The sequence below is a fragment of the Cellulosimicrobium sp. Marseille-Q4280 genome, assembly GCF_943181405.1.
GTDB lineage: Bacteria > Actinomycetota > Actinomycetes > Actinomycetales > Cellulomonadaceae > Cellulosimicrobium.
Genome location: NZ_CALPBY010000003.1, coordinates 75,451 through 95,986, shown reverse-complemented (window position 1 = coordinate 95,986; position 20,536 = coordinate 75,451). Strand labels below are relative to the sequence as shown.

Annotated in this window: 27 protein-coding genes; 23 read left to right on the top strand and 4 right to left on the bottom strand. The window is 72.8% G+C overall.

What is annotated here, in order from left to right; all coding sequences use genetic code 11:
- Window positions 1–89: 89 nt before the first annotated feature.
- The 10 genes from NFS20_RS08605 to NFS20_RS08560 all read left to right on the top strand — a co-directional run bounded on the left by NFS20_RS08605 (window position 90) and on the right by NFS20_RS08560 (window position 6,221).
- Window positions 90–842 (top strand): hypothetical protein, encoded by a 753-nt coding sequence (locus tag NFS20_RS08605; protein WP_251151368.1) that lies wholly within the window; start codon window positions 90–92, stop codon window positions 840–842.
- 115 nt (window positions 843–957) lie between these two features.
- Window positions 958–1,485, top strand: coding sequence for an HD domain-containing protein (locus NFS20_RS08600; RefSeq protein WP_251151367.1), 528 nt, complete (start codon window positions 958–960; stop codon window positions 1,483–1,485).
- Window positions 1,486–1,576: 91 nt separating this feature from the next.
- Window positions 1,577–2,368, top strand: a complete 792-nt coding sequence (locus NFS20_RS08595; protein WP_251151366.1) for a metal-dependent hydrolase — start codon at window positions 1,577–1,579, stop codon at window positions 2,366–2,368.
- A 17-nt stretch (window positions 2,369–2,385) separates the two neighbouring features.
- Window positions 2,386–3,003, top strand: a complete 618-nt coding sequence (locus tag NFS20_RS08590; protein WP_251151365.1) for a hypothetical protein — start codon at window positions 2,386–2,388, stop codon at window positions 3,001–3,003.
- Between the two features lie 26 nt (window positions 3,004–3,029).
- Window positions 3,030–3,383 (top strand): hypothetical protein, encoded by a 354-nt coding sequence (locus tag NFS20_RS08585; protein ID WP_251151364.1) that lies wholly within the window; start codon window positions 3,030–3,032, stop codon window positions 3,381–3,383.
- Entirely contained in the window at window positions 3,380–3,682 is a 303-nt protein-coding gene (locus tag NFS20_RS08580) for a hypothetical protein (RefSeq protein WP_251151363.1), read from the top strand. Before NFS20_RS08585 ends, NFS20_RS08580 begins: the two co-directional genes overlap by 4 nt.
- Window positions 3,679–4,707, top strand: coding sequence for an NADAR family protein (locus tag NFS20_RS08575; protein ID WP_251151362.1), 1,029 nt, complete (start codon window positions 3,679–3,681; stop codon window positions 4,705–4,707). Before NFS20_RS08580 ends, NFS20_RS08575 begins: the two co-directional genes overlap by 4 nt.
- The gene (locus tag NFS20_RS08570; RefSeq protein WP_251151361.1) at window positions 4,704–5,114 is read left to right on the top strand and encodes a hypothetical protein; all 411 of its coding nucleotides are present in this window, start codon (window positions 4,704–4,706) and stop codon (window positions 5,112–5,114) included. Before NFS20_RS08575 ends, NFS20_RS08570 begins: the two co-directional genes overlap by 4 nt.
- Window positions 5,111–5,911: a thymidylate synthase gene (locus NFS20_RS08565; protein WP_251151360.1), complete on the top strand. Its 801-nt coding sequence runs from the start codon at window positions 5,111–5,113 to the stop codon at window positions 5,909–5,911. The genes NFS20_RS08570 and NFS20_RS08565 overlap by 4 nt, the downstream gene beginning before the upstream one ends.
- Before the next feature lie 43 nt (window positions 5,912–5,954).
- Window positions 5,955–6,221 (top strand): helicase associated domain-containing protein, encoded by a 267-nt coding sequence (locus NFS20_RS08560; RefSeq protein WP_251151359.1) that lies wholly within the window; start codon window positions 5,955–5,957, stop codon window positions 6,219–6,221.
- Between the two features lie 151 nt (window positions 6,222–6,372).
- On the opposite strand, the gene NFS20_RS08555 is transcribed toward NFS20_RS08560, so the two are convergent.
- Together NFS20_RS08555 and NFS20_RS08550 are read right to left on the bottom strand one after the other, a co-directional pair.
- Entirely contained in the window at window positions 6,373–7,626 is a 1,254-nt protein-coding gene (locus NFS20_RS08555) for a Fic family protein (protein WP_251151358.1), read from the bottom strand.
- A 43-nt stretch (window positions 7,627–7,669) separates the two neighbouring features.
- Window positions 7,670–7,975, bottom strand: coding sequence for a hypothetical protein (locus NFS20_RS08550; protein WP_251151357.1), 306 nt, complete (start codon window positions 7,973–7,975; stop codon window positions 7,670–7,672).
- Between NFS20_RS08550 and ligA the strand changes: the two genes are divergently transcribed.
- The 3 genes from ligA to NFS20_RS08535 are packed head-to-tail and all read left to right on the top strand — an operon-like array spanning window position 7,974 to window position 10,604.
- Window positions 7,974–10,067, top strand: coding sequence for an NAD-dependent DNA ligase LigA (gene ligA / locus NFS20_RS08545; RefSeq protein ID WP_251151356.1), 2,094 nt, complete (start codon window positions 7,974–7,976; stop codon window positions 10,065–10,067). The two genes, NFS20_RS08550 and ligA, sit on opposite strands and share 2 nt — an antisense overlap.
- Before the next feature lie 52 nt (window positions 10,068–10,119).
- Window positions 10,120–10,341 (top strand): hypothetical protein, encoded by a 222-nt coding sequence (locus NFS20_RS08540; RefSeq protein ID WP_251151355.1) that lies wholly within the window; start codon window positions 10,120–10,122, stop codon window positions 10,339–10,341.
- Window positions 10,338–10,604: a hypothetical protein gene (locus NFS20_RS08535; protein WP_251151354.1), complete on the top strand. Its 267-nt coding sequence runs from the start codon at window positions 10,338–10,340 to the stop codon at window positions 10,602–10,604. The genes NFS20_RS08540 and NFS20_RS08535 overlap by 4 nt, the downstream gene beginning before the upstream one ends.
- A 5-nt stretch (window positions 10,605–10,609) precedes the next feature.
- Here the strand turns inward: NFS20_RS08535 and NFS20_RS08530 are convergent, their stop codons facing one another.
- The gene (locus tag NFS20_RS08530; protein WP_251151353.1) at window positions 10,610–10,909 is read right to left on the bottom strand and encodes a hypothetical protein; all 300 of its coding nucleotides are present in this window, start codon (window positions 10,907–10,909) and stop codon (window positions 10,610–10,612) included.
- A gap of 93 nt (window positions 10,910–11,002) precedes the next feature.
- Here NFS20_RS08530 and NFS20_RS08525 point away from each other — a divergent pair, with 93 nt between their 5' ends.
- The 8 genes from NFS20_RS08525 (at window position 11,003) to NFS20_RS08490 (ending at window position 18,694) form a co-directional block, all read left to right on the top strand.
- Window positions 11,003–11,398 (top strand): hypothetical protein, encoded by a 396-nt coding sequence (locus tag NFS20_RS08525; protein ID WP_251151352.1) that lies wholly within the window; start codon window positions 11,003–11,005, stop codon window positions 11,396–11,398.
- Window positions 11,395–12,144 (top strand): hypothetical protein, encoded by a 750-nt coding sequence (locus NFS20_RS08520; RefSeq protein WP_251151351.1) that lies wholly within the window; start codon window positions 11,395–11,397, stop codon window positions 12,142–12,144. The genes NFS20_RS08525 and NFS20_RS08520 overlap by 4 nt, the downstream gene beginning before the upstream one ends.
- A 164-nt stretch (window positions 12,145–12,308) precedes the next feature.
- Complete coding sequence (locus NFS20_RS08515) at window positions 12,309–13,724, top strand: Ig-like domain-containing protein (protein ID WP_251151350.1); 1,416 nt, start codon at window positions 12,309–12,311, stop codon at window positions 13,722–13,724.
- A 30-nt stretch (window positions 13,725–13,754) separates the two neighbouring features.
- Window positions 13,755–14,171: a hypothetical protein gene (locus tag NFS20_RS08510; RefSeq protein WP_251151349.1), complete on the top strand. Its 417-nt coding sequence runs from the start codon at window positions 13,755–13,757 to the stop codon at window positions 14,169–14,171.
- Window positions 14,172–14,188: 17 nt separating this feature from the next.
- Complete coding sequence (locus NFS20_RS08505; protein WP_251151348.1) at window positions 14,189–14,938, top strand: hypothetical protein; 750 nt, start codon at window positions 14,189–14,191, stop codon at window positions 14,936–14,938.
- 81 nt (window positions 14,939–15,019) lie between these two features.
- On the top strand, window positions 15,020–15,316 hold the full coding sequence (locus NFS20_RS08500; RefSeq protein WP_251151347.1) for a hypothetical protein: 297 nt from the start codon (window positions 15,020–15,022) through the stop codon (window positions 15,314–15,316).
- 19 nt (window positions 15,317–15,335) lie between these two features.
- Complete coding sequence (locus tag NFS20_RS08495; RefSeq protein WP_251151346.1) at window positions 15,336–18,230, top strand: hypothetical protein; 2,895 nt, start codon at window positions 15,336–15,338, stop codon at window positions 18,228–18,230.
- A 2-nt stretch (window positions 18,231–18,232) separates the two neighbouring features.
- The gene (locus tag NFS20_RS08490; protein WP_251151345.1) at window positions 18,233–18,694 is read left to right on the top strand and encodes a hypothetical protein; all 462 of its coding nucleotides are present in this window, start codon (window positions 18,233–18,235) and stop codon (window positions 18,692–18,694) included.
- On the opposite strand, the gene NFS20_RS08485 is transcribed toward NFS20_RS08490, so the two are convergent.
- The gene (locus NFS20_RS08485) at window positions 18,681–18,938 is read right to left on the bottom strand and encodes a hypothetical protein (protein WP_251151344.1); all 258 of its coding nucleotides are present in this window, start codon (window positions 18,936–18,938) and stop codon (window positions 18,681–18,683) included. The genes NFS20_RS08490 and NFS20_RS08485 overlap by 14 nt on opposite strands.
- A 241-nt stretch (window positions 18,939–19,179) precedes the next feature.
- Between NFS20_RS08485 and NFS20_RS08480 the strand changes: the two genes are divergently transcribed.
- Both NFS20_RS08480 and NFS20_RS08475 read left to right on the top strand, forming a co-directional pair.
- The gene (locus NFS20_RS08480) at window positions 19,180–20,106 is read left to right on the top strand and encodes a hypothetical protein (RefSeq protein ID WP_251151343.1); all 927 of its coding nucleotides are present in this window, start codon (window positions 19,180–19,182) and stop codon (window positions 20,104–20,106) included.
- Window positions 20,107–20,129: 23 nt separating this feature from the next.
- Entirely contained in the window at window positions 20,130–20,492 is a 363-nt protein-coding gene (locus tag NFS20_RS08475) for a hypothetical protein (RefSeq protein WP_251151342.1), read from the top strand.
- The last annotated feature ends 44 nt before the right edge of the window (window positions 20,493–20,536 follow it).

The window sequence follows — 20,536 nt, the reverse complement described above, 5'->3', positions numbered from 1 at the left end:
GCGGGACACCCCAGCACGACCGTCCCGCCGCCGGGCCCACCCGCCTGAGAGCCGCTGGCGCTGTCAGCGCCGCACGAGAGGATTGCCCCATGTCCTTCAACGAGTCCCAGCACCCGCGAGCCACCGCGGGCGTCAGCACGGGCGGCCAGTTCGTCACCAAGGCCGCCGGCGAGTCGCCCGTCAACCTGGCCGGCCCCGACGACCTCGAGTTCGAGGACAAGGCGCGCGAGGCCACCAACGCGATCATCGAGCTGCTGCCCGGCGCGGGCGACTGCGGCGACGACGCCCCCGCCGTCGTCTGGCCGGCGGACGACGGCGACGACAGCAAGGAGATCGTCACCGGCGTCAACGTCCTGACCGGCGAGAAGGGGCAGTGGAGCCTGGAGCGCGGCCAGGACCGCATCGCCTCGACCCCCGGCCTGAGCATGGACGCCCACCCCGGCGCCGTGGCCGCCTGGCTGCGCGCTGCGCGCAACGCCGACCCCGAGGACCTGACCGACTTCCCGACCGAGGTCCGCAACGACGGTGTCACGCGCGCCGTCGCGGCCGAGCTCGACGGGGTCGACGTGTGGGACGAGGGCGGCGGCACGACGATCTTCTTCGGCTCCCGCGCCAACCGCGACGAGCGCGGCGCGACGGGCGACGTCGTGTACGTCGTCGGCGACGGCCAGGACTCCGGCCGGTGGCAGTTCCAGGTCGAGACGACCGGCGAGATGACCCCCAACGGGTACCACCACGAGGTCGTCACCTCGGACCTGACGGTCGAGGCTGACCCGAAGGTCGTCGCCGCGTGGGTGCGCGAGCAGGCGCAGAAGTTCGGCTCGCCGCCCTACTTCGAGTGACCGCACCGCCACGTGACGGGCCGATCCTGCTGACGCGGGGTCGGCCCGTCGTGCATCTGCCCAGCCCAGTCCGCACATCTGCAAGGTGCAAGCACCCCAGGACGAGAGGGCACAGATGAGCACGGACCAAGCCACCGCCGAGGCAGCCCGCACCAACGCCGAGGACCAGGCGCGTCACCCGCTGGTGCGAGCCGCCGCCGACATCGCCGACCGGGCGCACCGCGGCCAGGTCGACAAGCTCGGCAAGGCCTACATCGACCACCCCGCCACCGTGGCCGCCACCCTGACCTCCCAGGGGCACCCCGCGCCCGTGATCGCCGCCGGGTGGCTGCACGACGTCGTCGAGGACACTGACTGGACCCTGGGCGACCTCGCCGCGGAGCTGTCCGGGGCCGGAACACCCGACCAGGTCGCCGACACCCTGCGCCTGGTCGCCCTGCTCACCCACCAGCGTGGCGAGCCGCGCGTGGACTACTACCTGCGGATCGCCACCAGCGAGCAGGCCGTGACGGTCAAGGCCGCCGACATCGCGCACAACACCTCCCCGGAGCGGATGGACGCGCTCGACGAGCGCACACGGGAACGCCTGACCGCGAAGTACCGCGCCGCGCGCACCGCGCTGGGGCTGGCACTGACGGACTGATCCGGGCCCCGGGGGAGCGCGCCGCACGCCGCGGCGCGCGACCTCGCCATGCCGTGGCGCGCAGCGGCGGTCTGCCGCACATCTACCGGGCATGATGGGCACCCACCACGCCGTGAGCGGCGCTGCCGCATGGCTCGCGGTCACATCCACGGCACCCTGGGCCCTGGGCCTGCACCCGATGTCGACGCGCGACCAGCTCGTCGGAGCGGTCCTGGCCGCCGGGGCAGCGATCCTGCCCGACGCCGACCACCACAACGGCACGATCGCCCACTCCGGCGGCGTCGTCACCAAGGTCGCCGCCCGCACCGTCGAGGCCGCCTCCGGTGGGCACCGCCACGGCCTGCACTCCCTGCTGGCCATCATCGGCTTCTACCTCGGCGCGACCTACCTGGGCACCTGGTGGGCCACCGTCCCGGTCCTGGGGTACATCCCCGCCGGCTCGACGCTGCTGTGGCTCGCGCTGATCGGCTTCACCCTCAAGGTCCTCAAGCTCTCCAAGGGCGGGGTCATCAAGCTCTGGGTCACCGCCGCGCTCGCCACGCTGCCGGTCCTGTACTTCTTCCCCGACCTGTTCGAGATCCTGCCGACCGTCGTCGTCGTGGGCGTCATCACCCACCTGGTCGGGGACTTCCTGACCGTCGGCGGCCTGCCGCTGCTGTGGCCGTGGATCCCCAAGCCGCCCAAGGGCCTGGACTACGTGCCGATCGTGCGGTCCATCTGGCAGCAGAACGGCTACGTCGCCCTGCCGATCCTCGGCAAGACCGGCTCCATGCGCGAGATGGCCCTGTTCGCCGTGCTCTCGCTCTACACGCTCGTCGCCCTGGCCGACACCATCGCCCGCGCCGTCGGCGCACCCCTGCCGATCCCCGGGATCGGCGCATGACCCCTGAGGAGAACCGCGTGAGCGACCCCACCCCGCTGTCCGCCACCGTCATCCGGCCCCCGGAGCTCGCACCCGGCCGTGAGCGGCTGGTGGCGACGCTGCACTACGCGGGCCGGGCCGTGTCGTTCGGCTTCCCGTTCGCGCTGCTGGTGCTGGCGATCGCGTTCGCCGTGCGCCCGACGCAGGCCGGCGCCGACCTGGTGACCAGCGTCGTGGGCGCCGGCACGCCGCTGGAGGTCCTGTCGGTGCTCGCCACCCTGTTCGGCGTCCTGCTCGCCATCGCGGGGTTCATCGCCGTCGTGCTGCGCTCGGGCACCTACGTCGCCGTCGCCATCCCCACGCTGTGGGCCGCGCTGTCCTGGGTGTACCTGTCCAGCATCTCCGCGACGCTCGTGCTGGTCACCGTCGCCGTGCTCGGTCAGGTCTCCAAGTTCGTCAGCCGGCGCCTCAACGGCGGGTTCGTCTACGGCACGACGGAGGTCCGCATGACCCTCGGCAGCCATGAGCGGCTCACCAGGGCCTCCCTGCAGGAGCGCGCGCCGCACGACGAGACGGTCACGGACCGCATCGCCCAGGTCCACGACGGGCACCTGCGCACCATGCCGATCGAGGGCACCTCGCACGTGCGCCGCTGACGCGTGCTGCCGCACATCTGAACGCCATGACCCTCGCCTGGACCATGCACGCCTGGGGCTCCGCGCTGCCGTCGACCGGCAGCGACGAGCTGCACCGGCACACGCTCGTGCTGCCGTGGCCGTTCAAGGTCACCGAGGTCGACGAGGAGGACGGCGCCCGGTATCACCCGGCGCTCGTGCTCGTCGTGCGCCCCTGGTGGGCGTGCCGGCAGGTGCTCCGCGACCGGCAGGTGCGCGCCTACATGGCCTGGGAGCGGCGCCTGGCGCGCGACCTGCGCCGCGCCGGCGACGACCCGAGCGAGGAGCACCTGGACACGATCGAGCGGCGCTGGGCCTACGTGCGCCCGCCGATGCCCCGAGCCTGGCAGGAGGACCGATGAGCACCACGACACACGGCACCCAGGACATGCTTATCGTCGGCGTGCACCCGCGCGGCGACGGGCACAGGGTCTGCCTGTTCCAGATCCCCGGCCAGCCCCTGGCAGCGGTGGTCGTGCCGCCCGGCCTGCGCCTGGGCACCGCCGTCCGCGAGCGCATTCGCTACGGCTACGGCGCGAACCTCGACGACACCTCGCTGCTGATCCGCGGCCCGCACCACACGGTCCCCGACGGCCAGCCTTGCCCCGCGACGGACGAGCACAACCAGTGGGCCTGCCCGGTCTGCGGGGCCCGCGCATGAGCCGCCCCACGCCGCGCGCCGCGTCCGAGGTGTACGTCAACCACGACCTGCTGATCGACCGGTTCCGCGAGCAGCACGAGTTCCTGTCCAGCTTCTACCGCGCCGCGGTGCGCCTCGGCGACGAGGTCTACCCCACGGCCGAGCACGCCTTCCACGCGCTCAAGACCGACGACCCCGAACAGCGGCGCGCCATCCGGCTCGCGCCCACCGCCGCCAAGGCGAAGGCCGCCGGCCGGGCCGCGACGATGCGCGTGACCAAGGCCGAGTGGGACACCCGCGTGCGCTACGAGGTCATGGACCAGGTGGTCGCCGCGAAGTTCACCGACGTCCCGCTGCGCAACGCGCTCATCGCGACCCGCGACGCCCTGCTGATCGAGGGCACCGGCACCGAGAGGCGCGCCTGGCACGACCAGGCGTGGGGGCAGTGCTTCTGCGACCGCCACCGCGCCCACGCCGGCGACAACGCGCTCGGCCGGGCCCTGATGGCGCACCGCGACTACCTGCGCGGGGCGTACCGGCGCTGGACGCGCGTGGCCGTCACCGGGCACCGCCCCCACCTGCTGACCGACGCCCAGAGCGACTTCGCGCGCGCCGAGCTCGACCGGCTCGCCGTCAAGCTCAAGGCCGACCACAAGACCAAGGTCGCCATCAGCGGGTTCGCGATCGGGGCCGACACGTGGTGGAGCCAGGCCGCGCTGGCCGCGGACCTGCGCCTGTGGGCCTACGTGCCGTTCTGGGCCCAGCCCAACCGCTGGTCCCCGCAGCAGGCCGCCACCTGGGAGCACCTGCTGGGCCAGGCCGAGCGGCACCTGGTGCTCGGCGACGACTACGACGTGCGCCTGCTGCACGAGCGCAACGCGTTCATGGTCCGCGACGCGAACCTCATCGTCGCCGTGCACAACCCGCAGATCACCACCGGCGGCACCGTCTCGGCCATCGCCAAGGCTCGCGCTGCGCGCCGACCGATGGTGCTCGTCGACGTCGTCGCGCGGCGCACCACGATCGAGAACCCGGACGGCCGATGACCCCGACCCTGAGCGAGCTCACGGACGTCGTCGCCGGCCACCTCGATCGCCACCCGGGCTCGACGACCGAGCAGGTGCTGGCCGTCGTTGCCGAGCACCTGACCTGGTACGGCCAGCAGGACACGTTCCTCGTGCTCGCGCTGCACCGCGCCGGCACGCGGGCGGGCTACGGCCAGGACGACGACGGGCTCTGGTACACCGGCGCCCAGCGCCCGGGGCTCGCCGCGGCGTTCGTCGCCCGGCGCACGAGCCCCGGCGCCCGCCGGCTCGGCCAGGCGCTGGAGGAGGTCTACCGCGTCGGGCCCGAGCACATCAGCCCCGACACCGAGCGCGTGCTGCGCGAGGCCCTGCACTTCGAGGCGGTCAGCCCGGCCGCCCGCACCACCGACCACGAGGAGTCCCCGTGACGTCCAGCAACCAGTACGAGACCCTGCTGGCCGACGTGCTCGCGAACGGCGCCGAGCGCGGCGACCGCACCGGCACCGGCACCATCGGCGTGTTCGGCCGCCAGATCCGGTTCGACCTCGCCGAGGGCTTCCCGCTGGTGACCACCAAGAAGGTCCACCTGCGCTCGATCATCGGCGAGCTGCTGTGGTTCCTGCGCGGGGACTCCAACGTGCGCTGGCTGCAGGAGCGCGGCATCCGCATCTGGGACGAGTGGGCCGACGAGAACGGCGACCTCGGGCCGGTGTACGGGGTGCAGTGGCGGTCGTGGCCGGCGCCCGACGGCGAGCACATCGACCAGATCGCCCGCGTCATGGACTCGCTGCGGACCAACCCGGACTCGCGCCGGCACATCGTCTCGGCGTGGAACCCCGCCGAGGTCGACGACATGGCCCTGCCGCCGTGCCACGCGCTGTTCCAGTTCTACGTCGCCGACGGGCGCCTGTCGTGCCAGCTCTACCAGCGCTCGGCCGACTTGTTCCTCGGCGTGCCGTTCAACATCGCCTCCTACGCGCTGCTGACCCACATGGTCGCCCAGCAGCTCGACCTCGAGGTCGGGGAGTTCGTCTGGACCGGCGGCGACGTCCACATCTACTCCAACCACGTCGAGCAGGTCCGCACCCAGCTGGCCCGCGACCCGTACCCGTACCCGACGCTCGAGCTGCGGCGCGCGCCGTCGCTGTTCGAGTACGAGATCGACGACGTGCAGGTCGTCGGGTACCAGCACCACCCGGGCATCAAGGCCCCCATCGCGGTCTGAGCCCGCCCGCACCGCCCGCACCACCGAAGGAGACACCAGCACCATGACGCAGCCCACCGCCATCGCCCCCACCGAGCTCGGCCCGCAGGGCGCGGAGTTCGCCGAGACGGCCGCGCGCGCCGCGGCGTTCTACGCCGAGAACGACCGCCACCCCGAGCCCGGGTCGCGCAACCACGACGAGTCCCTGCTGGGGTCGTGGCTGAACCGCCAGCGCAAGGCGTTCATCCAGAAGCGCTCGCCGATGAGCCCGGCCCGGGTCGCCCACCTCGACGAGGTCTACCCGGCCTGGCGCCTGCCCGCGAAGGCGTGAGGGCCGTCGCGGCCATCTCGGACATCCAGTAGTACCGGCCGCGCCGGTCAGGGTGGCACCGCCCCGCACGTCGGGGTGGCGCCACCCTTCGTGCTTCCCGGCAACTGCACGCGCTGTGCGGGCACCGCCAAGAAGGTAGGGGTGGCCCCGCTCAGCGCAGGCGCAGCCGGTCCACCATCAGGTCGGCCTCGTCGAGCACCTCGCCGGCCGCCCAGGTCATGTCCCGCTTGGACGCCGTGATCGGGCGCAGGACGCCGTCGCCGACCAGCCGCTCGATCGCGGTGTAGGCGCGGGCCTGAGACGCGCCGGTCAGGCGGGCGACGTCGTGGGCGTCCACGATCGGGTTGCTCGGCAGCAGCGGCAGCAGGGCGGCGGCCGCGGAGCCGCTGCGAGGGCGCACGCGCTCGCGCCACTGCTCGGGCAGCGCGATCAGCCGCTCGGCGGAGACTGCGGCCTCCTCGGCGGCGCGTGCGGTCGCGTCGGCCAGGTAGAGCGCGAACGGCTCGACGTCGCCGGTGCGGTAGCCGTTGACGAGCTCGAAGTAGTGCTCGCGGTCTGCGACGATCGCCGACGCCACCGGGACGGCCATGCGGGCGGTGACGCCGCGGTAGCGCCACACGCCGTTGATGAGCGAGCGCCCCACGCGCCCGTTGCCGTCGGTGAACGGGTGGATGGACTCGAACTGGGCGTGGGCGACGGCGGCGTGCAGCACCGGGTCGACGTCGGTGCGGCGCATGAAGGCGACCAGGTCGTCCATGAGCTCGGGGACCCGCTCGTGCGTGGGCGGGACGTGCACGGCCCCGAGAGGGGAGCGGTTGGACCCGCCGATCCAGTTCTGGACCTGGCGAAGCTGGCCGGCGTACCACTTCTCCTCGGGGTCGTCGGCCATGAGCGGTCGGTGCGCGGCGAGGATGTCGTCCAGGTCCACCCCGTCGCCGGCGCGGGTGACGAGCAGGTTCAGCCCGTCGATGGCGCCCTTGACGGTGCGCGCGGTCTTGGGCGCGCTGATCCCGTACTGCGCGCGCGCCAGCTGGTCGACGGTGGTCAGCTCCTCCTCGATCCGGGAGGACGCGATGGCTTCGGTGCGCAGCAGGAAAGGTTCGAGGGTGGCGACCTGGCTGGCGTAGGACCGCTCCAGGACGGCGATGTCCACCAGCGCGGCGCGGCTGGCCTCGGTGAGCTCGCGGGAGGCGACCAGGGGCAGGTCGGCGATCGTCGGCGGGATGGAGGCGGTGTACTCGCTGATCTCGGACCGGCGCCCGTTGCGCGACACCCACGGCAGCGTCTCGTGCTCGTGGGGCGGGAACGTCGTCGAGCTCAGCGTCACGTCAGCCTCGCCGCGTGAGGAGGTGGCGTACTGGCCGCCGGTGGCGGTGCCGGCGGGGCGGCGGGGCTGCTGCGTCACGGGGTGTGCTCCTAACCGAGAACATCGTCGTCGTTATTCTCGCTTATTGGCGTAACTGAGAGCAATGGGCTCGCTGTTCTCGGTTACTGGAGCGCGCGGTCGCGCCAGCGCGGCGCTGCCCGACGACGACGACGACGACGACGACGACGACGACGACGACGACGACGACGACGACGACGACGACGACGACGACGAGCGTGAGGATGAGGGCGAGGAGGAGGGCGAGGAGGAGGGCGAGGATCACCGCGAGCGCGTGGGTAGGCCGCGGGAGGATGGGCACGTTCAGGCGGCCCGCACAGGCCCGCCCCAGCGACGAGAACAGGGCACCTGCCGCACATATGAACACCATGACGACCACCGACGCCGCCGCGATCGCAGCCGACTTTGCCCAGCTCGACTCCCTCGCCGAGGAGGAGGCCTACCTGGCCCTCGCCGACCGCCTTCGCGCCGCCGCCCGGGCCTACTACGACGGCACCGAGCAGCTGATGACCGACGCGGAGTACGACGCCGGCATCGCCGCGATCGAGGCACGCGTGGCCTTCTCGCCCACGGAGATCGACAACTACGAGGACCTGCTGAGCAAGGTCGCCGCGGGGCAGTCCAAGGGCGGGGACGTCGCCCACCCCAGCCGCATGGGGTCCCTCGAGAAGGCCGACGGCCGCGACGGCCTGACGGCGTTCGTCGGCTCCGTCACCGGCCCCGTCGCCATCGAGCCGAAGCTGGACGGCCTCGCGATCCGCGCCCAGTACGACGCCGAGGGGCGCCTGGTCCTGGTCGCCACCCGCGGCACCGGCACCCACGGCGAGGACATCACCCGCTCCGGCCTGAACCTGCGCATCCAGGGCCTGCCCCGGCGCATCGACCCCACGTACGGGGTCCGCGAGGTCCGAGGCGAGGTCTACTGCTCCGACGCCGACTTCCTGCGCGCCCAGACCGTGCGCGCCTCGCTCGGCGGCGCGCCGTTCGTGAACTCGCGCAACGCCGCCGCGGGCATGCTCCGCAAGGGCGACAAGGCGTACGCAGGCATCCTGTCGTTCGCCGCCTACGGCGCAGGCCTGACCCGACCGCCCGCCTCCGGGCTCTACACCGACGCGATGCGCGTCGCCGCCGACGCGGGCCTGGGCACCGCCGCCAGCCTGCTCGACTTCCTGCACCCGGTCCCCTCCGGCGCCGACCACCTGGACGACGTGCTCGCCCAGGTGGACGCCCTGGAGGACCAGCGCGCCACGATCGGCTTCCCGATCGACGGCATCGTCATCAAGGCCAACGCCGCCGCCGACCGCAAGCGCCTCGGCGAGGGCGACCGCGCCCCGAAGTGGGCGCTGGCCTACAAGTACGCCGCCGAGACCGGCATCACCAAGGTCGTCGCCGTGCGCACCACCATCGGCCGCACCGGCCGCATGGGCATCCAGATCGAGGTCGAGCCGGTGTTCGTCGGCGGCACCACGATCACCTTCGCCTCGGGCCACAACCCGACGTGGATGGCCGAGCGCGACGTGCGCATCGGCGACACCGTCGTGCTCGCCCGCGCCAACGACGTCATCCCGTACGTCGAGTCCGTCGTGCTCGACGCCCGCCCCGCCGACTCGGCGCCGTGGACCCCGCCGGAGACCGACCCGGCCGGTGAGCCGTGGGACAAGTCCACCCTGCTGTGGCGCTCGGTCAGCCCGGAGTTCTCCGTGCTCGGCACCGTGGTCTACGCGACCCGGTCGGAGATGTTCGACGTCGAGGGCATCGGCATCGAGATCGCCACGGCGCTCGTCGACGGCGGGCACGTCAACGACGTCGCCGACCTGTTCACCCTGGACGCCGCCACCTTGACGACCCTGCAGATGGGGGAGGGGCGCACCCTGGGGGCGAAGAACGCCGCCAAGATCGTCGCCGAGCTCGACCGCGCCAAGGGCGCACCGTGGAACCGGGTCATCACCGCGCTCGGCATCCGCATGACCGGCCGCACCGCCGGTCGTCGCCTGGCCGCCGCGTTCCCCACGATGGACGCCCTGCGCGCCGCCACCGCCGCCGACATCGCCGCCCTCGACGGGTTCGGCGAGGTCAAGGCGCGCACGATCCGCGAGGGCCTGGACTCCCTGGTCGAGCGCGGCGTGCTCGACCGGCTCGCCGCGGCCGGGGTCAACATGGGCGCCGAGCGCGCGCAGGACGCCGCCGCGCCGCTGGCCGGGATGACCCTGGTCGTGTCCGGCTCGGTCCCGGGCTACTCGCGCACCTCCATCGCGGAGGCGATCGAGGCCGCAGGCGGCAAGGCGTCCTCGTCGGTCTCCGCGTCCACGTCCATGCTGGTCTCCCCGGAGTCCTCCACGGGCAAGTACGTCAAGGCCCAGTCCCTCGGGGTGCGGATCGCCGACCCGGCGACGTTCGCCGAGGCCCTGGGCGCCGGTGTCGCGACGCAGGAGCAGTTCCTGGCGATCCTGGACCGGGCGTGATCCGGCTCCGCGGCAGGTTCACCACCACTACGTCGAGAGCAGGTGAGCGCCGGTGGACGACGATGACCTGACAGCTGACGAGCGGCGCGCCATCGCCTCCCTGCAGCGCCTCGCGCGCCGGTGGCCGCGCACGCTCACCCTGGCGTCGATGGGTGGCGACCTCGCCGTCGTGCGAACCGGCGACCCCCGATTCCTCGGCGAGGACTCCGCGGCGCGCCAGGAGGCCATCGTGGCGGACGTGCGCGGCATCCCGAACACCGGCGGCGACTGGTGAGCCCGTCCGTGGGCGGGCGCACGCCGCAGGGCGCCGTCCGGTTCGTGCGGTACTGGCTGCCGGTCATGGCGGGCGTCGCGCTCACCGTGTCCGTCGCACTGCTGGTCGGGTTGCTGACGGGCGCGTGGGCGGGGGAGGCCAAGAACCCGGCTCGGTGGGTTGGCGTGGTCACGTTCGGCGGCTTCGGGGTGTTCGCCGCGGTCACCCGCTCGCTCGCGATGGGCAAGATCCGCAGCGGGCAGTACCCGCCCTCCGGGCGCTGAACCTGTCAGGGCCCACCGACGTTCCGGTAGAGGTAGTCGATGCGGTTCGCGACCCGGTAGGCCGCGACGCCGAGGTTCGTCACGGCGCCGAGCAGCAGGACCGCGCCGAAGTGCGCCCACAGCTCGGCCGTGGGGTCGCCCTCGACGGCCAGGCCGTACGCCGCGACGAGCGAGATGTGGCCGCCGCCGAGCGCGACGATGCCGACGACGATGTTCGTGGCCGACCGCTTGAACGGGCGGCGGCGGGCCGGCGCAGGAGCCGGAACAGCTGGCGGCGGAGGCCCGTAGTAGGGCTGGTGCGTCATGGGCGGAACCGTAGCGCCGTGTCGCCTCTGCGCGTGGCGCCCGACCGCACCGTGAGCGCCGCTACCTGCACTGATGCCGCACATACACCTTGCATGAGCTACCCCAGCAGCGGCCGTGGCCGCACTCCCGGGCGCCGCCACGCGCGCACGCGCACCCCGGTGCTCGTCCTCGTGAGCCTGATCATCGCCGTGAGCCTCACCATCACGGTCGCGAGCTCGTTCGCCGGCGAGCAGACCCGCACCTGCACCGTCACCGGCACCGACCGGGCGCGCAACAGCGACGGCGGGTCGGACATGCGGGTCTACACCGAGCAGTGCGGCACCCTGCAGGTGCGCGACCTGTGGCTGCGCGGCCAGTTCTCCTCCGCCGACATCTTCGGCCAGCTGGAGGAGGGCAAGACGTACGAGGTCACCACCGTCGGCTGGCGCGTCCCGATCTTCTCGTCCTTCACCACGATCCTCGGCGACCCCGTCGAGGCGGCCCGGTGAGCGCGCGCCCGACCGGCGACCGGGTCACCGGCAAGGTCCGGTCCCTGGCCGCGAAGTCCGGGCTGGGGGAGATCCGGCACGTGTCCGCCGCGACCCTCAACGGCCCCGGCTGGACGGCCGTGGTGCTGGCGTTCCTCGCGTTCTCGGCGGGCCCGTGGCTCATCGGCAACGCGAGCCCGGTGCAGGCCGCGGTGCAGGCCGCGTTCTGCGCCGTGCTGTTCGCCGTGATCCTGGCGTTCCTCGCGGCCGAGAAGGTCGTCGTGCTCGAGCGCGGCATCCTCATCGGGTCGTTCGCGCCGTTCCTGTCGCCCTACGTGCTGCCGTTCGCGGCCATCGACTCGACCAGCGTCCGGGCCTCGGTCGCGAACCAGCGCACCCTGGGCCTGCTGCTCGTCGACCGCGGGGCCAACGCGGCCTCCCGCACGGCCCTGTGGTCGCGGCGCCCGGTCACGTTCCTCGCCGCCGCCCCCGGTGCCGTCCGCGCAGCCCGCGTTCGCGGCGAGCACGCCGAGCTCGGCGACTGGCGCAACGTCGACCTGTGGATGTTCTCGGCGCGCAACGCGCGCGCCCAGGAGGCGCTCGTGCGTGCGATCGCCGACGCCGCGCGCGCCGCCGGCCTGCCCGGTGCCGAGCTCGCCGTGCAGTACGGCCTACCGGCCGAACCGGTGCAGGTCTCGCCCGAGGGCGCCGATCAGCTCGCGATCCCGGAGTTCATGCGCGCGGCGACCCTGCGGCGCCAGAGGTAGCGCAACGCGCCCCAGGCGAGGCACCCGAGTGAACCAGCAGGTCCGCTCGGGTGACCTCGCACCGACGCTCCCTCGGCCACCGCCCGGCCAGCGCTAGCGTCGACATGCACGTCCAGCAGCAGGGCGAGCCCGGCGAGGCGCCGGCCACATGACCAGGAGTCCGGATGGGCCCGCGAGACCAGCAGGAGCGCACCACCGAGCACCCCGACGACCGCCGCCGGCGGCGGCGCAAGATCGCCCTGGCGTTCCTGGTCGGCGCGGCCGTCGTCGCCCCGCTGACCAGCTGGGTCCTCGCCTCGCAGGCGGCACCGCAGCCGGTCGCTGCTGAGCCCGTGGCGCCCGCACCCTCTCCGAGCCAGAGCGAGGACCAGCCGGGGCACGCTGCGCCGTCGACGACCCCTGCGCCGGCCGCACCCGAGACGGACCAGGTGCCCGAGACGGACCCGGCCCCGGACCCGGCCCCCGAGACAGACCGGGGTCGTCACCGGCCTGCCGTCGACCGTCCGACAGCACCCGGCAGCGGCGGGGCGCCCGCCACTCGACCGGCCGGCCAGCCCGCGGCGTCCGACCCCGGGCCCGCGACGGGGGAGCAGCCGGTCACGCCCGTCGGCCCGCGTCCGGAACCCGCAGAACCGGCCGAGCCGCCGCAGCCCGTCGAGCCGCCGCAGCCGACCGACCCGCCGGGGACGGTCGACCCGGGTGAGCCCGGCGAGCCCGGCACGCCGAGCGAGCCGGAGCCCGGCGAGCCGGTCGAACCCGTGGACCCCGGCGAGCCCGCCGTCGTCATCGAGTCCGTCGACGACGTCGAGGTCGACACCCTCACCGGCATCGCCCCGGCGCTGCCCGACACCGTGACGGTCCACTACTCCGACGGCACCACCGCGCCCGCCCACGTCACCTGGGACCCGGTCGACCCCGCACTGCTCGACCACCCCCGCCAGTTCGAGCTCGGCGGCACGCTCGAGAACTCGGGCGTGCGCGCCCGCGCCATCGTCACCGTCAACGCCCCGTTCATCCCCGTCGACGACCTCACCCTGACGCCCCCGGCCGCCAGCGTCCTGGTCGGCACGCCGCAGCGGCTCACCGCCGTCGTCACGCCCGCCAACGCCACCAACCGGACGGTCAGCTGGGCGACGAGCGACCCGGCCACCGCCACCGTCTCGCCCGACGGCGTCATCACCGGGCTGCGCCAGGGCGACGTGCAGGTCACCGCCACCACCGTCGACGGCGCGCGCGAGGCCCGCACCTCGGTCGAGGTGCTCCACGTCGTCAGCGCTCCCGAGCTGGCCGAGCAGATCAAGATCGACATGGACGTCCAGCCGCGCTGCCTGAGCGGCAACGCCTACCTCGCGGTCTGGGCGACCAACGCCTGGGACGAGCCGGTCGACGTGACGCTCAGCACGCCGTACGGCCGCAGGACTGCCCTGGCCGTGCGGCCCGGCGCCAACGCCTACCAGTCCTTCGCGGCACGGACCAAGACGATGCCGGCGGGCTACATCACCGTCGAGCGCACCCTGATCCGCGACGGCACACCGGTCACCGAGATCCGCATGCTGCCCTACGACGAGGTCGCGTGCTGACCGGCGAGCGGTGCCGCACATAGGTCGACCATGAGCGACATCGTGAACGTCGAGACCTCCGTCCATCTCGTGCAGTCCGACCCCGCCGCGCACCGCCGCCGGGCCGCCGGACGCATCGTCGGAGTGGGCCTTGCCCTGGTGGCGCTGACCGCCGTCGGTCTCGGGTTCGCGGGGTACGCCGTCAGCTACGCCGCCGAGCAGACCCGCACCTGCGAGGTCACCGGCCTCGACGCACGCTTCGACCAGCCGGAGAACCGCGACCTGCGTGTCTACACCGTCGGGTGCGGGCGCCTGCGCATCCAGGACCTGCCGCTGCGCGAGACGCCGGACGCCGACGCCCTGTACGCCTCGCTGGCCGTCGGGCAGGACTTCGAGGTCACGACCGTCGGCTGGGACCTGCCGCTGCTGAACCGGCAGGCCACCGTCCTGGCCGCCGCCTCCCTCTGAGCCGCAGGTACACCGACATGAGCACCGACCCCGTCGCCGACGTCGTCGAGGCGGCGCGTGCACACATCGCCGCCCACCCGGGCACGAGCACCACCGACCTGCTCTGCGTGTTACCCACCGACGCCGAGCGTCCCCGCCTGCAGACCCTGCGCCTGCTGCACAGCCTCGCCCGCTCGCGCGGCTACGGCCAGGCGGGCAACCTGCTCTGGTACGCCCGCGGCGCCCACCCTGACATCGACGCCGCCGCCGCCCAGGACACCGGCGGCCCGTGGGTGGACAGCTTCACCGAGGCGCACCGCGAGTTCGACCAGACCATCGCCGCCAACCGCCCGCTGAGCAGCATGAGCCCCGTCACGCTCATGCTCATGGAGGACGCCGGCATGCTCGCCCGCACCGGCGACGTCCGCTTCGGCGAGCAGCCCGCGGGCATCCGCACCGAGATCGCGTTCGAGGTCGTCGGCCACCGCGACGCCACCTGCAACCTGCACCACCTGCACCGCGGGGTCCCCATCGTGCGCCGCCTGCACCTGGCGGTCGTCGAGGAGCGGGAGGCACCCGACCTGTTCATGCGCGGCTACGGCAAGCCCGAAGCCACCGTCACGGCCCTGCGCGCCATCGACCAGACCGGCGTCGAGTGGACCCGCGACTGGGAGGGGCGCACCAGCGAGGGGCCCGACCCGTGGCACAGCGCCGCGCGCGTCGCCTGGCGCGACGGCCACATCCCCGGCTACACCCGCGGCCTGATCTACGAGGACGACCACGCCTGACCACCGCACGGCAACGCGCTGTCCAGCAGGTCTTGCCGCACATCTGAATGGTGTGACCTCACCAGCCGGGTACGGTGCGCCGTGACCTTCATCAAGCTCCACGCCCTGCGCTTCTCGTGCCCGCGGTGCCCGGCCGAGACCGTGGTGTTCCGCAGCGTCGACGCGACCACGTTCGCCCGCGCTCACCGCCCGATCTGCCCCGGCCGGGGGGCCGGGTCGCCCGGCGCGCTGCGTGCCGCCGCCGAGTGCACCTGCGGTCACCGCGGCGCTCAGCACGGTCGTGACGGCGCGTGCCGGCGCAAGTCCGGCGCGGGCGCGCCCGTGTGCTCGTGCGAGCAGTTCGAGCAGCGCATGGGACGTCGCCGCGGCCGATGGTGATGCCGCACATAGGACGAGCATGAGCACCCAGGACGAGACCGACGCCGCCCTCGAAGCCGCACGCGCCGCCACGAGCAGCGCGCTCGAGGTGGCGCAGTCCGCAGGCACCGGCAACGCCCTGGTGCCCACCGGCGCGGACGCTGCGGTCGCCGTCAAGGCGAGCATGGCCGCTGCGCACGCCCAGGTCGCCCACGCCCGCAAGGCCGCCCTGGACAAGGTCCACTCGGCGCGGGAGGCCATCGCGGCCCAGCAGGCTGAGCTCGACCGGCAGGCGCGAGCCCTGGAACTGGAGCTCAAGCCGCTGCAGGAGAAGCTCGAGCTCATGCAGGAGGGCATCTGGACGATGAACCTCTACCTCGGCCGTGACGAGGAGATCGTCCAGCTGGCCGACGGCGAGCCCGCACCGGCCGGCACCCCGATCCACGTGCGACAGCTCGTGCTCGCGATGGATGAGGAGTCCGCGATCGACGCGGAGAGCAACGGCATCGACTTCCGTCGGATCGACGCGTTCGACGAGTGGATCACCTCCGACCCCGCGCACCTGAACCAGGTGCTGCCCGAGGCCCGCGGCGTCGTGGCGATCATGGCTCGCCGCACCGAGATCGACTACAAGGACCCGATCCTCAACAGCCAGCTCAACGCCAAGAACAAGCACACCTACTGGCTGATCCGCAACGGCGAGCGCGTCTACCGGATGGACACGAACTTCAACGTCGGCACGCGCCTCGTGCCGGCCCGCAACGAGTTCACCTCGATCTTCGTCGACCGGTGGACCAAGAAGCCGCTGCAGCCCGGCACCGACGCCTGGCTCAAGGCCGAGAAGGACGCCGGCGCCCGCGAGCGCCACTTCATGCGCGTCGCCCTCATCCTGCAGGGCCTGATCGACCGTACGCCGGTGTTCCACCCGCTGCCCAAGGTCGGGGTCTCCCTGCTGTCGCCCGAGGACTACGACACCGGGCACGTCGTGCTCATCGCCGACGACGAGAACCAGATCACCACCGGCCGCACGTCGTTCTACGACTGGCTGCGGTCGCTGAACCAGCAGCTGCGACCCGGCATGCGGGTCATGGTCGCCACCCGCCACCACGACTGGCCCTCGCGCGGCCGGGAGCGCTACAACTACGACCACCACGAGCGCATCCGCCCGCCGCGGGCCGAGTCCCCTCGCTCGGACGTCGCCCACGTCATCAAGAAGCACGGCAAGGCCGCGGGGGAGTTCGTGTTCACCTACCCCCGCACCGTCGAGGAGTGGATCGGCTCGGGGTACGACCAGGAGCTGCGCGTGCCGTCCACGCCCGCTTCCTGCACCATCGAGGTCGACGACAAGTTCGTGCTGCCGCTCGACCTGGTCGACGTCGCCACGATGCGCACCTACCTGGGTGCCCGCCTCGAGCGGCACGCCTACGCCGACATGTTCCCGACGCTGACCAAGGCCATCGAGATCAAGGAGGCCGAGGCGGCCGCCGAAGCCCCGTTCCGCGACCTGCTCGCAGGCCGGGTCGCCCAGGCCGAAGGCATCGACCTCGACGCCGCGCACGCCGCGATCGACCCCGTCATCACCACATGGAAGGTCGGCGCCCGCTGGTTCCGCCCCATGAGTGGCGACCCCGCCGCCGAGGCGCGCGCCGCCAAGGAGATCCTCGCCGAGCGGGCCCGCATCGTGGCCGCCAACGCCGGCGCCGGAGACGACGCCGCGTTCGTCGCCGGCGCGCGCCGCGAGCACCCCGACGCGCTGCTCGTCGCCCGCAAGAAGGACGGCACCTACGTCGTGCTGACGCCCGCCAAGCGGGCCTGGGTGACAGCGGCGAACGGCAGCCCGCAGCGCGGACTGCCTCAGGACGTGTGGGTCCACCAGCACGAGTACACCAAGACCGGCAAGCCGCGCCCCACCCAGGAGTGGGTGATCCCCGCGATGCACGTCGTGTCCCGGTGGGTGACGCTGTCCATGTCCGAGGCGTGGAGCACCTGGAAGCGTGCGGCCCGTCCGGTCGACCACCTGTCCGACCCCGAGCTGATGGACGCGATCGAGCGGATCCGTCAGCGTACGCACCAGGGCGCGACCCTCATCGGCATCGGCTACGACGACGAGGGCGGGTGGTGGAACGGCAACCACGCCCGCAAGTTCACGGTCTACTTCCACACCGGGCCGGCGACGGCGGACGCCGAGCACCTGCTGACGGTCCCGCCGGGCTCGGTCCGGGCGCGCTACCTGGAGGTCCAGGCGACCAAGGACGCCAAGGGCAACGTGGACCTGCACTGGCCGACGCACTACAGCGCGGCCGGCGGGCACGAGACCAGCTGGGACCGGCAGTGGCGCCGGCGCGAGGGGGACACCTTCGGCAGCCGCGACCCCGAGTCGACCCCGGTGCCCTGGTCGGACAACTCCGGCGAGCGGATGGTCTACGTCGACCAGGACGCCTTCGCTGCGGCCCTTGTCGACCTCGAGGCGGCCAAGGACGTCGGCCGGCAGCGCGACACCCTGCTAGCCACGGTGCGCACGCTGACCGACGGCGTCCAGGAGTCGTGGATGAACGCCCAGGTCGCCCTCAAGCGCGAGCGGTTCATGGAGGACTTCGCGGACGAGGGCCTGTGGGCCGCGGAGGAGCCGAAGGTCCGGGACGCGATGCCTCGCCCCTGGAACCGAGGCGCCGCTGAGGCGGCCTGGGATCGGGTGCGGTTCCTGGTCAAGCGTCTCGTGGAGACCGGCCGGGCCCCCTGGGGCCTGACCGTGGCCGAGGCGGTGGACGGGCTCGCCGAGCCGCTCAACCGCTACCAGGGCACCCGCGAGTCCGACTGGAGCGTCGACCGGTGGAACCGCACCGACACGGAGTCGACCCTGCCCGAGGACCTGCTGGCCCTGCGCTTCCCGCACGAGCCGACCGGCACCGACATCGCCATCCGGAAGGACGCCTGATCATGGAGCACCTGACCCGCTGGTCGCTGCCCGCCTCGCCGGTGATCCTGCGCCCCGGCTCGATCGCCCACACCCCGGCCGCCCCGGGCGGGCTCGCGAAGGTCTGGATCAACGCGATCTGGCTCCGCAGGGTCAACAAGAAGCCGGTGGCGACGTTCGGGTCGCTGTGGGGGATCGCCCCGCTGGGCCAGGACGGGACGATGTCGTTCGAGGACGTCGTGGCTCACCTGGACCCGCGCCGGCACGACCCGGACCACGACGGCGTCGTGACGTTCACCGGCACGGGCGTCACGGTGCGCACGGGCCGCCGGGCGGCGAACCCGCGCAGGGCGCGTGACCGGGTGCACCGCCTCGTCGAGCTGCACACCGCGGCTGCGGGCGCGAGCGCCAAGGTGCTGCCGCAGGTGCCTGACGGCTGGGAGGGCTGGTACCGGCTGGCCGGCAAGGGCGTCAGCGACGACTGACGGCACCCGCCCACAGCCACGCGCTGTCGAGGTGCCCGAACTTGTCGACGAACCGCACCCGCACCGCGCGTGACGTCCACGCCGTCGCGTCACCGGCCACCTCGAGGTCGTCGCCGGCCACGGTCACGACCCATGCCTTCACGGGGATCGGCTCGGGAGCCTGGGTCACGGGCTGGCCGTACTGGCGCGGCGCAAGGCTGCGCGCGCGCTGGGGGAAGGGGGTGTTCCCGGTCGGCCTGCTCACCACCCCAGACTATCGAACGCGTGTTCGAAGGGCGTCTTCGTGCATGAGCGCGACCGGCGCGCGCCGTGTGTCGGTCCGACCTCGCCGCGGCGCCCACTTGGACGCTTGACCAGTACGTTTGTTGAATCTCGACGTACCATGTGATCTGGGTCACATGCATCTGGCGCCCCGCGCAGAGCTCTGGAAGCCTCGCTCGTGAGTTCGCCAAGGGGGCAGCTCATGGATGCAAGGGAGCACCGAGTTGAGAACACGCACCTACGCCCGACCAGTCACGGCAGGCGTCATCGCCGCGGCACTGGTCGGCTCCGGATTCACCGGCGCGATGGCCGCCGAGGACCCGACCGAGACCACCGCCCAGCTCATCGCCGACGTCGCCCCGAACCAGGGGCAGGTCATCGCAGGCACGCAGCAGGGAGGCGAGATCACCACCGGCAGCGCCGACAGCCTCGCCGTCGTCCCGCTCGACGCCAGCCAGCCCATCGCCCTCGGCGCGCCGCAGAACGGCGGCGTCCAGGTCCACCTCCCCGAGGAGGTCAGCGTCGCCGACGGCAAGGTCGCCTCGGACGGCACGGTCGTCTACGAGGCCACGGACGGCGGCGCGGACGCCGCGGTCCAGGTCCTGCACGACGGCTCCGTGCGCGTGCAGACCATCACCCCGGACGCCTCCGGGCCGCACGAGTTCACCTACACCTTCGGTGCCGGCGCACAGCTTGTCGAGACAGCCGACGGCGGGGTGGCGCTGGTCACCGAGACCTCTGACGGCAACTTCTCCGCCGCGGTGCTCGAGGACGCGTGGGCGCGTGACGCCTCTGGTGCCGAGGTCGCCTCGCACTACGAGATCGACGGCGACGCGCTCGTCCAGGTCATCGAGCCGACCTCCGAGACGGCCTACCCGGTCGTGGCCGACCCGAAGTGGAAGTGGTACGCGGCGGCCTGGTCGGCGAAGTTCAACCGCTCAGAGACGCGGCAGCTCGCCACCGCCGGTGGCGCCGGTGCCATGTGTGGAGCGCTGGGTAAGATGGCACCGACCCTGGCGGTCATCTGCGGAGTCTACGGCGGGTACATCTTCTCCCAGGCCTCGATCGCGAACGGCAACAAGGCGTGCATCGCGATCACCGCGACTCCGCCCCCGCTGGTGTTCCGGTACAAGGACAACGACTGCGTCTAGCGCAGGCTGAGGAGCAAGACGACATGGCGTACATCGCAGCAGCACTGTTCGGAGCGAGCGTGGGCCTGCTTCTAGCCTTCGGGGCCCCGCCCCGTCGCTGGTCACTTCTGCAGTTCGCGGCCGCGGCCGTCGTGCTCCTGACAGGAGTGGCTACGGCCATCTGGGAGCTTCATGCTCCCGGCGGCGTACTGGCCGTCCTCGCCGTTGCGGTGTTCGCCGGCCTCATCCTGGGTGGCGGCCTTGCGTGGGATGACCACCCGCTGCTCGCCGGCGCCGGTTACTGGTCTCGGGTGTGGACGGTGCTGTTCAACCAGGGCCGACTGCGCCAGTCCTGGCACCAGAGCGACGAGCCGGTCGAGAACGCGCAGACCTCCCTTCCCGGCTGACACCACCAGCACACAGATCGGCCCTCGCCCCGCCACGGGCGAGG

Excerpts from the sequence above, each read along its gene's own strand:
- NFS20_RS08605 (WP_251151368.1), top strand. The coding sequence starts at position 90 with ATGTCCTTCAACGAGTCCCAGCACCCGCGAGCCACCGCGGGCGTCAGC.
- NFS20_RS08600 (WP_251151367.1), top strand. The coding sequence starts at position 958 with ATGAGCACGGACCAAGCCACCGCCGAGGCAGCCCGCACCAACGCCGAG.
- NFS20_RS08595 (WP_251151366.1), top strand. The coding sequence starts at position 1,577 with ATGATGGGCACCCACCACGCCGTGAGCGGCGCTGCCGCATGGCTCGCG.
- NFS20_RS08585 (WP_251151364.1), top strand. The coding sequence starts at position 3,030 with ATGACCCTCGCCTGGACCATGCACGCCTGGGGCTCCGCGCTGCCGTCG.
- NFS20_RS08580 (WP_251151363.1), top strand. The coding sequence starts at position 3,380 with ATGAGCACCACGACACACGGCACCCAGGACATGCTTATCGTCGGCGTG.
- NFS20_RS08575 (WP_251151362.1), top strand. The coding sequence starts at position 3,679 with ATGAGCCGCCCCACGCCGCGCGCCGCGTCCGAGGTGTACGTCAACCAC.
- NFS20_RS08570 (WP_251151361.1), top strand. The coding sequence starts at position 4,704 with ATGACCCCGACCCTGAGCGAGCTCACGGACGTCGTCGCCGGCCACCTC.
- NFS20_RS08560 (WP_251151359.1), top strand. The coding sequence starts at position 5,955 with ATGACGCAGCCCACCGCCATCGCCCCCACCGAGCTCGGCCCGCAGGGC.
- ligA (WP_251151356.1), top strand. The coding sequence starts at position 7,974 with ATGACGACCACCGACGCCGCCGCGATCGCAGCCGACTTTGCCCAGCTC.
- NFS20_RS08550 (WP_251151357.1), bottom strand. The coding sequence starts at position 7,975 with ATGGTGTTCATATGTGCGGCAGGTGCCCTGTTCTCGTCGCTGGGGCGG.
- NFS20_RS08530 (WP_251151353.1), bottom strand. The coding sequence starts at position 10,909 with ATGACGCACCAGCCCTACTACGGGCCTCCGCCGCCAGCTGTTCCGGCT.
- NFS20_RS08525 (WP_251151352.1), top strand. The coding sequence starts at position 11,003 with ATGAGCTACCCCAGCAGCGGCCGTGGCCGCACTCCCGGGCGCCGCCAC.
- NFS20_RS08515 (WP_251151350.1), top strand. The coding sequence starts at position 12,309 with ATGGGCCCGCGAGACCAGCAGGAGCGCACCACCGAGCACCCCGACGAC.
- NFS20_RS08510 (WP_251151349.1), top strand. The coding sequence starts at position 13,755 with ATGAGCGACATCGTGAACGTCGAGACCTCCGTCCATCTCGTGCAGTCC.
- NFS20_RS08505 (WP_251151348.1), top strand. The coding sequence starts at position 14,189 with ATGAGCACCGACCCCGTCGCCGACGTCGTCGAGGCGGCGCGTGCACAC.
- NFS20_RS08495 (WP_251151346.1), top strand. The coding sequence starts at position 15,336 with ATGAGCACCCAGGACGAGACCGACGCCGCCCTCGAAGCCGCACGCGCC.
- NFS20_RS08490 (WP_251151345.1), top strand. The coding sequence starts at position 18,233 with ATGGAGCACCTGACCCGCTGGTCGCTGCCCGCCTCGCCGGTGATCCTG.
- NFS20_RS08475 (WP_251151342.1), top strand. The coding sequence starts at position 20,130 with ATGGCGTACATCGCAGCAGCACTGTTCGGAGCGAGCGTGGGCCTGCTT.